The 13,439-nt window shown below is 42.3% G+C and carries 12 protein-coding genes and 1 pseudogene; 1 reads left to right on the forward strand and 12 read right to left on the reverse strand.

Annotation, left to right across the window (positions count from 1 at the left end; translation table 11 throughout):
• Nucleotides 1–18 precede the first annotated feature (18 nt).
• The 11 genes from O3636_RS03865 to O3636_RS03915 all read right to left on the reverse strand — a co-directional run bounded on the left by O3636_RS03865 (nucleotide 19) and on the right by O3636_RS03915 (nucleotide 10,405).
• On the reverse strand, nucleotides 19–1,314 hold the full coding sequence (locus tag O3636_RS03865; RefSeq protein ID WP_261012621.1) for an LCP family protein: 1,296 nt from the start codon (nucleotides 1,312–1,314) through the stop codon (nucleotides 19–21).
• On the reverse strand, nucleotides 1,311–2,159 hold the full coding sequence (gene pheA / locus O3636_RS03870) for a prephenate dehydratase (protein WP_371641810.1): 849 nt from the start codon (nucleotides 2,157–2,159) through the stop codon (nucleotides 1,311–1,313). Before pheA ends, O3636_RS03865 begins: the two co-directional genes overlap by 4 nt.
• A complete protein-coding gene (locus O3636_RS03875; RefSeq protein WP_371641812.1) occupies nucleotides 2,156–2,632 on the reverse strand; it encodes a shikimate kinase in 477 nt (158 codons plus the stop codon). Before O3636_RS03875 ends, pheA begins: the two co-directional genes overlap by 4 nt.
• Nucleotides 2,625–3,908, reverse strand: a complete 1,284-nt coding sequence (aroA, locus tag O3636_RS03880) for a 3-phosphoshikimate 1-carboxyvinyltransferase (protein WP_004236106.1) — start codon at nucleotides 3,906–3,908, stop codon at nucleotides 2,625–2,627. Before aroA ends, O3636_RS03875 begins: the two co-directional genes overlap by 8 nt.
• 91 nt (nucleotides 3,909–3,999) lie before the next feature.
• The gene (locus tag O3636_RS03885; protein WP_000065968.1) at nucleotides 4,000–4,338 is read right to left on the reverse strand and encodes a YlbF/YmcA family competence regulator; all 339 of its coding nucleotides are present in this window, start codon (nucleotides 4,336–4,338) and stop codon (nucleotides 4,000–4,002) included.
• 10 nt (nucleotides 4,339–4,348) lie between these two features.
• Nucleotides 4,349–5,452: a prephenate dehydrogenase gene (locus O3636_RS03890; protein WP_001140496.1), complete on the reverse strand. Its 1,104-nt coding sequence runs from the start codon at nucleotides 5,450–5,452 to the stop codon at nucleotides 4,349–4,351.
• Between the two features lie 9 nt (nucleotides 5,453–5,461).
• Entirely contained in the window at nucleotides 5,462–6,628 is a 1,167-nt protein-coding gene (gene aroC, locus O3636_RS03895) for a chorismate synthase (protein WP_371641815.1), read from the reverse strand.
• A gap of 9 nt (nucleotides 6,629–6,637) precedes the next feature.
• A complete protein-coding gene (gene aroB, locus O3636_RS03900) occupies nucleotides 6,638–7,705 on the reverse strand; it encodes a 3-dehydroquinate synthase (RefSeq protein WP_371641817.1) in 1,068 nt (355 codons plus the stop codon).
• Nucleotides 7,706–7,723: 18 nt separating this feature from the next.
• Nucleotides 7,724–8,578, reverse strand: a complete 855-nt coding sequence (locus O3636_RS03905; RefSeq protein WP_153192550.1) for a shikimate dehydrogenase — start codon at nucleotides 8,576–8,578, stop codon at nucleotides 7,724–7,726.
• The gene (aroD, locus tag O3636_RS03910) at nucleotides 8,568–9,245 is read right to left on the reverse strand and encodes a type I 3-dehydroquinate dehydratase (protein ID WP_153192552.1); all 678 of its coding nucleotides are present in this window, start codon (nucleotides 9,243–9,245) and stop codon (nucleotides 8,568–8,570) included. The genes O3636_RS03905 and aroD overlap by 11 nt, the downstream gene beginning before the upstream one ends.
• On the reverse strand, nucleotides 9,242–10,405 hold the full coding sequence (locus O3636_RS03915) for a class I SAM-dependent rRNA methyltransferase (protein WP_371641820.1): 1,164 nt from the start codon (nucleotides 10,403–10,405) through the stop codon (nucleotides 9,242–9,244). The genes aroD and O3636_RS03915 overlap by 4 nt, the downstream gene beginning before the upstream one ends.
• A gap of 116 nt (nucleotides 10,406–10,521) precedes the next feature.
• Here O3636_RS03915 and O3636_RS03920 point away from each other — a divergent pair, with 116 nt between their 5' ends.
• Entirely contained in the window at nucleotides 10,522–12,672 is a 2,151-nt protein-coding gene (locus tag O3636_RS03920) for an LTA synthase family protein (protein ID WP_371641822.1), read from the forward strand.
• Nucleotides 12,673–13,263: 591 nt separating this feature from the next.
• Here the strand turns inward: O3636_RS03920 and O3636_RS03925 are convergent.
• Nucleotides 13,264–13,341, reverse strand: a pseudogene (locus O3636_RS03925) (IS200/IS605 family transposase); the annotation flags it as partial.
• Nucleotides 13,342–13,439: the final 98 nt, after the last annotated feature.

Genomic DNA, 13,439 nt, shown 5'->3' on the forward strand with positions numbered 1-13,439 from the left:
TGATTCTTCTGTCTTATCTTATCTCAAGCCCATCTGAGACAATTTATTCTGATATTTGTTTTGATCGACAAGCAAGCCCAAGCCTCCATAAACATCATAGGCATCTACCCAGTCACCCAGTTCTGGAATCGTCAATTTTTCAATACCATTTTGAGCTCCGTCTAGGAAAGACAAGCCATTTGTTAACAGGAAGGTATAAGGAACATTCGTTGAGGTCATTGCGAATACCTTGCCAAGTGCCTCTGAGCCTGTAAAGAGCTTGGTTGGATCTTTGATTTGCTGAAGAACTGCTGTCAGTACTTGTTGCTGTCTTTTGGTACGGCCATAATCCGCCTCATCATCATCACGGAAACGAGCATAATTGAGCAAGGTCGAGCCATTCATCTGCTGTTTTCCGACTTTGATGGTTTGGGTTGGAGACTCAGTCTCAGTAGCGTGTAAATCATCTCCGACTGTAGCTTCTGTTAGTTGGCGCCCATTCAATGTTGAAAATTGAGCATCAATTGTCACCCCATCAGGGAAAAGTGTGTCAATCGCTGTAGCAAAGGCCTGAAAATCGACCAAGGCATAGTATTTAATGTCCAAGTCAAAATTATCTTTCAAGACTTGACGAACCATTTCTGCCCCTTTTTGCCCCTCTTGTTCTCCTAACTCATAGGCTACGTTTAACTTGTTATCCGTCTGTTTTCTACCGTTAATCACTTGACTGTAACCGTCTATATAAACCAAATTGTCACGCATGAAGCTGACCAGCTTAATTTTCTTATCCGAACCGCCAACATTTAATACCATAATAGAGTCCGTTCGCGTCTCAGCACTATTTTGACCAATTCGCCCATCTGTACCCATAATCAAAATATTAACACCATCTCTGGTATTCTGACCATTAAAGACTTCTACTTGAGCTGCCCGGGCATTGGTAGTTTTATCTGGATTAGCATTGGTATAACCTTTTAAGAACATAAAAATCATACCCAACGCCAGACAAGCTAAGATAGCCAGTAAACCTGCGAAAATACGGCCCCACCGTAGCTTCCGGCTTTTAGTTTTTTTCTTTGGAAGAGAATTGATTTTCTGGTATCTCTCAGAACGACTACGGCTATTATAAGAAGGAATCGAAGTGTTAGCACTTGGCTTTCTATAATCCTCTGCCAATTTCTGACTTTCTGAAAAAGTCTCGCTACTCTCCCCATTTAATTTACCTTGCAGGTAAGCAAACTCTTCTTTTTCTCGCTCATTGAGATAGTGAATATTCTTAAGAAGATAGTCATAGCGTAACTGCTCGTGGTGGCTTAAGGGATTTTCTTTACTCATCTTCTCTCCTTTCCATGGTCTGATATTGGATAAATAGGATAGGCACCCAGAATTTTATACTGGATTCCAATCGCTTCTAATTCTTTTTGGGCAAAGTGAACCAAGTCCTTATCAGCATAGTCCACATCAATAATGAAAAAGTATTCGCCCAGTGCTGTCTTGAGTGGACGACTTTCAATTTTTGTCAGGTCAATTCCTCTCCAAGCAAAGGTCGAAAGAGCCTTATAAAGTGCACCTGGAAGGTTGTCAGGTAAGGTCAAGGCCAAACTCATTTTTTCAGTTTGTGCTTTTAAGGGAATACGAGGCTTTTCAGCTCCTAGAACCCAAAAACGTGTGAAATTGGCTTCCATTTCCTGAATATCCTCGGCAATCAGTTCCAAGCCATATTCTTCAGCAGAACTTCTAGGTGCAATTGCTGCAAAGGGCTGGTCTGGATGTTCGGAAATAAAGCGGGCCGCATAAGCTGTACTAGCTGTCACCTCAATTTGAGCATCTGGATACTGTTCATCGATGAATTTCTTTCCTTGAGCCAAGGCCTGTGGATGTGAAAAAATCTTTTCAATCTTAGTATGGCCTGGAACCACCATCAACTGCTGATGAATAGGCTGAACGATTTCTGCTACTGCTTGAATGCGAGCCTGATGAAAAAGGTAGTCCAAGGTTTCATGAACACTACCCTCAATAGAATTTTCAACTGGCACCACAGAATAGTCCACCAAGCCTTGCTCATAGGCCTTGATGACATCTGTAATATTGGCAAAGGCCTGCAATTCCTCCTGAGGAAAAGCTGTCTGCACAACGTGGTGTGAAAATGATCCCTTGGGACCTAGATAAGCAATTTTCATCTCAGTTCCTCTATAATTTCCTCTGGGCTTAACTCGGTCACATCCAAAACCCGACTGGCTACTTCCTCATACCAAGCCTGTCTTTCTTGGAAAATAGCTGCTAGTTCTTCATTGCTATTCTTTAGAAAAAGCGGGCGCTGATTTTCCTTATCAGCTGCGATACGTTGGTAGAGGGTTTCAAAATCAGCTTTCAGATAGATATTATCAGAATTGGTCTTGAGTAAGTCACGATTTCGTTGAGAAACGACCACTCCTCCACCAGTTGACACGACTTGGTCTCTTTGTAGTAAATCAGCTAGGACTTCTGATTCTATCTGACGAAAGGCCGCTTCTCCCTTTTCCGAGAAAAATTCCGCAATAGACATGCCTAAGCGCTTCTCAATCAGGGCATCCATATCAAGGTAATTAGGGTCCAAGCCTCTTGCAATAGTCGATTTGCCAGCCCCCATAAATCCGAGTAATACCTTAGCCATGAATCAAGCTCTCCAAATCATCAAAGAAGCTAGGATAGCTGGTATTGATAGCTTCAGCACGATCAAGTTCCACTTCTCCATCTGCAACCAAGAGGGCTGCGATAGCTGTCATCATGCCGATACGGTGGTCACCAAACGTATTGACTCTAGCACCGTGAAGGGCTGATTTTCCTTTGATAATCATTCCATCTACCGTCGGAGTAATATCTGCTCCCATACTATTTAAAGCGTCTGCCACAACCTGAATGCGGTCTGTTTCCTTAACCTTGAGCTCCTCAGCATCCTTGATAACTGTTACACCTTGGGCCTGGGTCGCCAGAAGAGCGATAATTGGCAATTCATCAATTAAACGTGGAATCAAAGCGCCACCAATCTCTGTTCCTTTTAAGTTAGAAGACTCAACAGTTAAGGTAGCAGATTTAGCGACTGGATTGATTTCAGTTATTTCCAATTTTCCACCCATGGCGCGAATGACATCAATGATACCTGTACGCGTTTCGTTAATACCAACATTCTTCAGCACTAGACGAGAATTCGGAACAATCAAACCTGCGACTAGCCAAAAGGCTGCACTGGAAATATCTCCTGGAACAACCACCTTTTGTCCTGTCAATTTTTGTGGTCCTTGGACTGTGATTTTCTTACCGTCCACACTTAAATGACCACCAAATTGTTGCAGCATATCTTCAGTATGATTACGGGTACACTCTTTTTCGATAATAACAGACTCCCCCTGAGCCTGCAAGGCTGCAAACATCAAGGATGACTTCACTTGAGCAGAGGCAATCGGTAACTCATAATGAATAGGTCTTAGGTTTTTAGTCCCCTTTAAATGAAGAGGAGGCAGGTCTCGCTCAGTTTGTCCCGAAATGCTGACGCCCATTTTTTTCAGTGGAATCGTCACACGGTCCATAGGACGTTTGGAAAGACTGTCATCGCCAAACATCTCTACTTCAAAATCTGCACCAGCAAGGACACCTGAAATCAGGCGAATAGAGGTGCCAGAATTTCCCATATCAAGGGCATTTTGCGGAGCTTTTAGCCCGTCCATACCGACACCTTGAATGGTAATAACCCCATCTTTATCCTCAATCTCAACACCAAGGTCACGAAAAACTTGAATAGTTGAGAGCACGTCCTCGCCACGCAAAATATCATAAACCTTTGTCTCACCCTCAGCCAAACTTCCAAAGATAATGGAACGGTGACTGATAGACTTGTCACCTGGAACGCGGATACTGCCATGTAAGTGGCGAATGTTTGTTTTTAGTTTCATACTGGACCTCATACTTGCAATACTTTTACCTATTTTATCATAAAAAGCCAGAAATTCCTTAAAAATTCCTGACTTTAGGATTGTTATTTTCTTATTTTAGCAATTCTGAAACTGGTTCGAAAACAATTTTTTCAATGTCAGAAAGGTAAATTGCCAATTGTTGTTGCTTGGTAAAGAATTCTGATAAGAGGCTATTCCCCTGAATCTGCTTGCCAAAGCCTTCCATTTTCGATTGGAAGGAAGCATCTGGCATTTGCCCTGTCTGTGCTAGTTTTTGAATTTCCTCTTGAAAGGCAACATATTCTGTAAAGATTTTGCTTGCCTCAGCATCTGCTGCAATCGCATCTTTAGCTGCTTTAACAGCCTTATATTCTGGTAATTCGCGTAGACCGCGACTGAGTTCGTTTGCACTATCGTAAATATTTGACATGATTTTCTCCTTATTTGATAACGACTGTGTAGTCAGTGTTTTCTGTTATTAAATGCTCAGCTCTTTCCAAGTCTTGAGCATTTTTAAATGAAATTTGTAGAATCCCGTGAATATCTTCACGGTTTTCCTCGTTGATATGAATATTGACCAAGGAAGTTCCACGTAGCAATTCCAAAATCCTCAAGATAACATCTTCTTCATCGGGAACATCGACATAGAGATCATAAGAGCTATCCACTCCACCACGCTTATGGATTTCCATGGCCTGACGTTGCTCACGCGCTTGATTGAAAAAGTTCCAGATTTGCTCTTCATCTCCCTTGCTGATGGCTTGCCCAATCGCTTCCAACCGTTCCTTGAAATCCTCAATGCGGTCTAGAATAGTCTCACGATTGGACAAGAGAATGGAGGTCCACATACCTGGTTCGCTTTCCGCAATTCGGGTCATATCTCGAAAACCACCTGCCACAAAGCGCCTTGCCATCTCATGCTCTTGAGCATAGACCGCAGTCTGCTCCATGAGACTAGAAGCCAAAATATGAGGAAAATGGCTAATCTGAGAAGTCACACGATCATGCTCCTTGGCATCAATCTCGATAAAACGAGCATGAAGACCTGAAAGCAGGTCCCTCATTTCCTCAAGTGTGTCCTGACTTGTCAGGCTCGAAGGTGTAAAGATATAATAGGCGTTTTCAAAAAGATTGACATCCGCAGAAGCAGCCCCTGTCTTGTGACTACCAGCCATGGGATGAGCCCCGACAAAGCGAACAGGTTTGCCAGCCAAATATTGCTCCGCCGCATCCACAATGGCTGACTTGGTCGAACCAGCATCTGAAATAATAACGCCTTCTTTCAAGTCCAAGTTGGCCAACTCCTTAATAAAGGAAATGGTTTGCTTTATTGGCAAGCTGAGAATGATGATATCTGCCAAAGGAGCAAAACTGGCAAAATCATCTGTTGCACGGTCAATCATGCCTTCTTTCAAGGCGATATCCCTCGAAGCTTGACTGCGATTATAACCTAAAATTTTATAATCTGGATGATCGCGTTTGATACCGAGTGCCATAGAGGCACCAATCAGACCAAGGCCTGCGATATAGATTGTTTTTGCCATAGGAACTCCTTAATAGTTCTTTGTATAGTCTCGATGTTTGGCTACTGCTTCTTTTAGTTCCTCAAGATTATCTGATGAGAATTTTTCGAGGATTTCTTGTGCCAGAACCGTTGCCACAACGGCTTCCATGACCACACCTGCAGCTGGAAGAGCAGTCGGATCACTTCTCTCCACAGTTGCCTTGTAGGGTTCATGGGTTTCGATATCCACACTCATAAGTGGTTTGTAGAGAGTAGGAATTGGTTTCATGACACCACGAACAACAATGGGTTGCCCATTGGTCATACCACCTTCAAAGCCACCCAGATTGTTGGTACGGCGAGTATAACCATCTTCTTTAGACCAGAGAATTTCGTCCATAACTTGGCTGCCTTTACGATAACCAGCTTCAAAGCCAAGACCAAATTCCACCCCTTTAAAGGCATTGATAGAGACAACAGCTTGGGCCAATCTTGCATCTAATTTTCTGTCCCATTGGACATAGGAACCAAGACCAACTGGAACACCTCCAACGACTGTCTCCACAACCCCACCTATGGTATCACCGTCACGTTTGATTTGGTCAATATAATCCTTGATTTCCTGTTCTCTTTCTTGGTTGACAATAGAAACTTCGGACTGGGCAGCTCGTTCCTTAATCTCAGCGACTGTTAGATTTTCAGGAACATCGATTTCCTTGCCACCAAAGACCACGACATGGTTGGCAATCTCCATATCCAGCTCAGCCAAGAGGCGTTTAGCTACTGCCCCAACTGCCACCCGCATGGTGGTTTCACGAGCTGATGAACGTTCTAAAGAATTTCGCAAATCATCAAAGCGGTACTTGATACCCCCAACTAAGTCGGCATGACCTGGGCGAGGATGGGTGATTTTTCGTTTACTTTTAAGGCGATCTTCAATGTCTTCCGCAGACATAATATCCAGCCATTTTTGGTGGTCCTTATTGACGACATCCATGGTAATAGGAGCCCCTGTCGTCTTCCCATGGCGAACACCCGAAGTAAAGACAACTTGGTCGCTCTCAATCTTCATACGACCACCACGACCATAGCCACCCTGACGGCGTTTAAGGTCCCCATTGATATCCTTAGCTATCAAAGGAAGTCCAGCTGGAATTCCTTCAATGATAGCTGTCAGACGGGGCCCGTGTGATTCTCCTGCAGTTAAATATCTCATACACTCTCCTTATTTTACCAAATAGTCTTTCATCTCTTCCAAAGAAACTGGGTGAATGGTCGCTGAACCAAGCTCTGGCACCAAGACCAATTTCAAGGTATTGCCACGCGCTTTTTTGTCATGACTCAAAGCTTGATAAAGCTTATCAACATCCCAGTTTTCATAGTCGATAGGTAGTCCAAATTTCTGACACATATCTGTAATGGACTGGGTAATGCCAGCTGGCATAAGGCCTTTTTCCTCAGCAACCTTGGAAATCTGCACCATTCCCATTGCCACAGCTTCTCCATGCATGATCTTTCCATAACCGGCAGTCGCTTCAATGGCATGGCCAATAGTGTGGCCAAAATTGAGGTAAAGACGAACACCATTGTCTAACTCATCCTCAACCACCATCTTTCGCTTAACCTGACAAGAATGTTCAATCAAGGTCTCTGCATGTTCCAGAATGCTCTCAACAGAACCATCCAGCTCTGTCAAGAGAGCCCAAAGTTCTGGATCCTCAATCAGGCCATACTTGATGACCTCCCCCATCCCTTCAATCAACTCTCTTTTTCCAAGCGTTTCAAGGACAAGTGGATCAATCAGAACCCCATCTGGTTGGGCAAAGGTACCCACCATATTCTTAGCAAATGGAGTGTTGACACCTGTCTTTCCGCCGATAGAAGAATCCACCTGAGCTGTCAAGCTGGTCGGAATCTGAACAAAGTGAATGCCCCGCATATAGGTAGAGGCCACAAAACCAGCCAAATCCCCAACGACACCACCACCAAGAGCCACGATTCCATCGCTACGAGTCAGGTCCTGCTTAACTAGAAATTCATAGACTTTCTGAACAGTGGTTAAATTCTTTCTTTCTTCCCCTTCTAAAAAGTCAAAAACAGCTACCTGAAAACCAGCATCTTCTAGGCTGAGCTTGACCTTCTCTGCATAAAGAGAAGCTACATGGTTGTCTGTTACAATGACCACTTTTTGAGGTTGCCAGAGTTCTCGCAACCATTGACCAGCCTGAGCCAGACAGCCTTTTTCAATCTGAATATCATAAGGATGATGAGGAATATCGATTCTGATTTTCATAGGAGAATCTCCCTTTCTTTATTGGTATTTTTCTGTTAAGGACTGCCAAATCTCTTCTGTTGGCATTTCCTTGCCTGTCCACAGTTGAAAAGCTTCTGCAGCTTGATAGAGCAACATTCCCAGACCATTGACGGCTGAATTACCCTGACTTCTGGCCCATTTCAAAAATGGTGTTTCAAAGGGTTGGTAAATGATATCTGCTACTAAAAGAGTTTCTGGTAGGACAATGTATTCAGGAACTGGAGATGATTGACCATCCATGCCCACACTGGTGGCATTGACCAGTAAATCCGACTCGGCAATCCTTGCTTGCAGTTCAGGAACATCTTCTAAAGCATACAGGTCCACCTTAAAGCCTGTCTGCTCCTGTAACTTGTCTAGATAAGGTCTTGTTTTTTCCATAGAAACTGAACGAACAAAGACAGAAATCTGACTGATACCATCCAAAATAGCTTGTGCCAGAATGGACTTAGCCGCACCACCTGCACCCAGCAGGGTCATCCTTTTACCTGAAATTGTAAAAGAAGGCAAGCTCTTAAAAAATCCCTTGCCATCTGTATTATATCCAATTAAATTGCCATTCTCATTGACAACCGTATTAACCGCACCAATCAAGCGTGCTTCATCGCTCAGCCCATCCAAATAAGGAATCACTTGCTCCTTATAGGGCATGGACAGGTTGATGCCAAACATCTGGTAGCGACGAATATTAGCCACTGTTTCTACCAAGTCACTCGCTTCAATCTCCCAAGCCACGTAAGCACCATTGGTAGCTGTCGCCTCAAAGGCACTATTGTGAATAAAAGGGGAAATAGAATGTTTAATAGGATTGGCAACAACTGCAGCTAAACGTGTATAGCCATCAAGCTTCATCCAAAATCTCCCTGATTTTTTTCATGTTGGCTAGAGAAATCTGACCAGGGGCACTAGCCTCATCCAGACTGGCAAAAGACCAGCTAGAACCAGTCACATCCGCAGTAATACGAGAGACCTTGCCCACCTTACCCATAGAAATAGTTACATATTCCTGCTCAGGATTGAGGGTTTTAAAGCCTCGTGTATAGTTCATCAGGTCTAGCACATCCTGCTCCGTGTGAGCCATAACCGCAACCTTAACAAGTTTTGGATTTAGGCTCGTCAACTCTGACAAGATCTCCATCATGTTTTCAGGTGTTTCTTGGAAATTATGGTAACTCAAAACAAGATTTGGGAAGTCCAGCATTTCCTCAAAAACATCCTTATAGCTATAGTACTCAAAATCAATATAGTCTGGTTGATAGAGTTGCGCAACTTCCTTGATTAGATGGATATACTCTTCTGGAGAAAGGTCGATTTCTCCCCCCTCAGCGCAAGTTCGCAGCGTGAAAACCAGCTCACGGCCTGCGAATTTTTCAAAAATAGCTGGAGCCACCTGCAAAATCGCTTCTTTAGGCAGATAGTCGGCACGCCATTCAATGATGTCGGCATCCAGGTACCTTGTGGCATCCAGAGCCTGAGCCTCCTCTAAACTTCTTGGCATTACTGAAACGATTAATTTCATTTACTAACCTTCATACTAATCACCTTGAGGTAATTACTACTTTCATCTTTTTTATTATAGGCAAAATCTGCTGGAAGACCGTATTTATTTAAAATCTGGTAACTTCTTCCTGCAAAGCCTTTATCAATTTGTTCTGTAAATTTTTGGCGGGAAACATTGGCGGCATTGGTACTGGCAATGATAATCCCTCCAGGATTTAAAATCTCAAGACTCTGGGAAATCAACTTGTGATAATCCTTGGCCACAGAGAAAGTTTGTTTTTTGTTCCGAGCAAAGCTAGGCGGATCTAGGACAATCACATCGTAGGTCAAGCCTTTTCGCTTGGCATACTTGAAATATTCAAAGACATCCATGACCACAAAACGGTGGTCGTCTGTACTGATTCCATTTGCCTGAAAATGCGCTTGAGACAATTCTCGTGAACGTTTGGCTAGGTCAACCGAAGTAGTCTGGCTTGCTCCTCCCATGGCCGCAGATACTGAAAAGGCTGCTGTGTAGGAAAACATATTGAGCAAGGATTTGCCCATAGCCAATCCGTCAACCAGACTCCCTCGAACCTCGTGCTGGTCTAGGAAAATCCCTGTCATCAAGCCATCATTCATAAAAACTTGATACAAGACACCATTTTCCAGAACAGTGAAAAAGTCAGGTGCTTCTTGACCATAAACATGGGCAGATTCATAGTCCAATCCTTTAAAGCGAATCTTCTCATAGGCTCCTAACACCTCAGGAAAAATCTGTCTAAAAGCTTCTGAGATGGTCTGACAAATCTGATAAACATAAGAGTTATACCAAGAAAAGACAGCATAGTCGCCATAAAGGTCCACTGTCAGACCCCCAAAGCCATCCCCCTCTTGGTTGAAGAGACGAAAGGCAGTTGTCAAATCATCTTGATAATAGGCACTTCTCTTTTCTTTAGCTTGTCTAAACAGCGTTTCAAAGAAAGCTTGATTGAAGGCCACCTTGTCCTTACTAACAAACCAGCCCAAGCCCTTGTTTTGCTGCGAAAGGTAGGCAGTCCCAAGAAAGGTTCCTTCTTGACTCTGCACTTCTACTTCCTGATCCTTAAGATTGACATTCTCAAGATCACTGGCTTCTAGTAAAACCAGACCTTTGGCGAGCTTCTTTTCAACCCTTTTGCTAACTCTTATTCTATTCATAACTACCATTATATCAAACTTTTAGCCAATTCTCAAAAAAGAAACTACCCTTGCTTTTTTACTCTTCTTTTAAAAAATGGTATACTAATACTAATAAAAAATTAGGAAGTAAATGTGTGAAAAGCAATTTTAACAAAATCCAAAAAGCCATCGGTACCAGACTGGGTTTTGTCCTAACCCTTTTAATCCTCTATTGGCTCAAAACCTTATTAGCCTATGCCGTTGACTTTAATTTAGATATTCAAGTAGGTAAGTTGCAGGGAAATTACCTTGCCTTTATCGCCTTTTTCAACCCCCTTCCTCTAGGACTACTCCTGCTGGCTCTAGCCCTCTATGCTCGCTCAACCAAGATCTTTTATGGTCTGAGTATAGCTATTTATAGCCTTTTATTCATTTGGCTCTATTCCAATGTCTTTTACTATCGAGAATTTAGTGACTTTATCACGGCCAATACCATGAAGGTGGTCAGCAAGGTGTCTGTCGGCACTGCAGAACTAGAGTTACTGCGTCCTTGGGATTTCATCTATTTTATGGATTTCCCATTGCTAGCTTTCCTTTTCTATAAAAAATTCATCCAGCTGGATAGGAGACCTTTCAAATTCCGCTCCAGTGTTGCTATCACTGCTTTCTCAGCCCTGCTCTTTTCAGCTAATCTTTTCTTGGCTGAAATTGAGCGTCCCGATCTCCTATCACGAGGATTTTCTAATTATTATGTTGTTCGTGCCCTTAGTTTGCCAGCCTTTTTAGGCTATAGTGCCAACCAATCCTATAGCGCCAACAAAGAACGTGCTAAGGCCTCTGAGACCGACCTTCAACCTATTACAGATTATATTCAAGAACATTCGGCTAAGCCTAATCCAGACTATTTTGGCTTGGCCAAAGGAAAAAATGTGATTTATCTCCACTTGGAGAGTTTCCAACAGTTCCTGCTTGACTATAAACTCAACATAGATGGAACTGAGCATGAAGTCACTCCCTTCCTAAATTCACTCTACCATTCGCAATCAACCCTAGCCTTTTCGAATATCTTTAACCAAGTCAAGGCTGGTAAGACCTCAGATGCGGAAACCATGCTGGAGACTGGTTTGTTTGGACTTGACCAAGGTTCCTTCATGGTCAACTATGGAGGTACCAATACCCAGCAGGCTGCGCCTTTTATCCTATCAAAAAATGGCTACCAATCAAGTGCAGTCTTTCATGGTAATATTGGGACCTTCTGGAACCGGAATACGACCTACAAACAATGGGGCTACCAATACTTCTTTGACGCATCCTATTTTACTAAGCAAGACAGTAGCAATTCTTTCCAATATGGTTTAAATGATAAAATCATGATGAAAGATTCTATTCAGTATCTGGAGCATTTACAGCAACCTTTTTATGCTAAGTATATCACGGTGTCCAATCACTATCCTTATGCTAGCAATCTGACTGGCGATGAGCTTGGTTTCCCCTTGGCCAAAACCAAAGATGAAACTATCAATGGCTATTTCCAAACAGCCAACTATCTGGACAGTGCTATCAAGGCCTTCTTTGACTATCTCAAAGAAAGTGGCCTCTATGAAAAATCCATCATCGTCATCTACGGAGACCATTATGGAATTTCTAACTCCCGCAATCCTGACCTGGCGCCATTGATTGGCAAGACTTCTGAGAACTGGTCGAATTACGACAATGCCATGTTGCAACGAGTGCCTTTTATGGTAGTCATGCCTGGCTATGAAAAGGGGCAAATCATCAATACCTACGGTGGACAAATCGATATCTTACCGACTCTCGAACACCTCCTTGGTATTGAGTCCAATTCCTTCCTTCAAGTCGGACAAGACCTTCTGTCTCCAGACCATCAAGAAATCGTTGCCTTTCGAACTGCCAATTCCTTCGTCACACCTAAATACACCAGCTATGACGGCCGAACCTACTATACTGAGAGTGGTCTTGAAATCAGCAATCTTGATGAACAAGCTCAGACTGAACTAGAAATTGTTCGTCAGGCAGCCAGTCAACAACTGAAAATCAGTGACCAAATTCAAACTGGCGATTTGATCCGTTTCTACCAAAAAGATCATCTTGGAACAGTTGATACTGAAAGTATTTCTTACCTCAATTCTTTACCAATTCTGCAAAAGATTGAGCAGGAAAAAGGTAGTCAATCAACCAGTCTCTTTAGCCAACGACAAGGTAAGACCAGTACTGACCTCTTCAAAGCTCCAAGTTACCAAGAACTCCACCCAGAGTCTGTAGAAACCGAATCAAAATCACAATAAAAGATGCTCTTCCGTCTTGGAGGAGCATTTCTTTTTATAAAATAAAATTCAACGAAAATCAAAGAGGAAACTGGCCTCAGGTTAACTGCGAGATTGTAGGTAGAGAGGTTGTATCAGCAATATCTATCTGTCAAATTTAGTGACGAAGATAGTAAAAGAAATATTAGGATATAAATCAGCTTCAGCAGGTATCTGGAAAATTTGATTTTATAGAAAAGCCTTTTGTTACAAACTCAATATACTATCAATAAATAATATTATAGAAGCAACAATAATTATAATTTCACCTATCTGCATAATTCTATTTCGAAATCTAAATATATGTTCTGTCAAAAATACTTGGATCACACACATTATAGGAATTAACGTTTTCGAAATTGAAAAATATCCCAATAAATAAACTATAAACAACAATAATAGAACTATATTATATTTCTTATTCATGACATTCCCCTCTTTATTTTTTGATTACCAATCTTAATCAATTACAACTACATTATAACAAACTAGGAAAGTCTTGTTAACAAATATTGCCATTCTTTTAAATTTTTTGTGATTCGAATGTGATAAACTACTTCGATATTGATTTTAGATGACTTTTCGTTTATACTTAGGGGTGAACACAAAGTGATACTTTGTGTGCGATAAACTATGAGCTTTTTGTGCCATATTTTTCTCCTTTCGCTTTACAATTGGCTTGAACACCTTTATTGTATCGCGTTTGGAGTTTTTTTGGTATAACCTTCGACGCACACCCACATAGCGGG

This window comes from Streptococcus sp. 27098_8_76, assembly GCF_041432315.1.
Lineage (GTDB): Bacteria > Bacillota > Bacilli > Lactobacillales > Streptococcaceae > Streptococcus.